Source organism: Streptomyces sp. SID12501 (genome assembly GCF_010550245.1).
Taxonomy (GTDB): domain Bacteria; phylum Actinomycetota; class Actinomycetes; order Streptomycetales; family Streptomycetaceae; genus Streptomyces.
This window is the reverse complement of sequence record NZ_JAAGLU010001018.1, coordinates 1-332: the sequence shown is the minus strand read 5'-3', so window position 1 is coordinate 332 and position 332 is coordinate 1. Positions and strand designations below refer to the sequence as shown.

Below are 332 nucleotides of genomic sequence, written 5' to 3'. Positions count from 1 at the left end.
AGGTCCTTGGCGTGCAGCCGCTGGAAGATGACGAAGACGCGCTCCGCGTACTGCGGGTCGATGCCGATGCCGTTGTCCCGGCACTCGAACTCCCAGGAGTCTTCCACACGCGTCGCGCTGACGTGGACGTGCGGGACCCGGTCCGGGTGCCGGAACTTCACGGCGTTGCCGACGAGGTTCTGCAGCAGCTGGACCAGCAGCGGCTCCTCGCCCCGGACGACCGGCAGGCCGTCGTGCGTGACGACGGCACCGGTCTCCTCGACGCGCTCCGAGAGCTGGTCGACCGCGCGGTCGAGCGCCTGCGCGACGTCGACGTCGACGACCTCGCCCCC

Annotated in this window: 1 protein-coding gene; it reads right to left on the bottom strand. The window is 70.8% G+C overall.

The genetic code is table 11. The annotated features are described in order from the left end of the window. On the bottom strand, positions 1–332 hold a 332-nt coding region (locus G3I71_RS49620; RefSeq protein WP_239149832.1), incomplete at both ends, for an ATP-binding protein.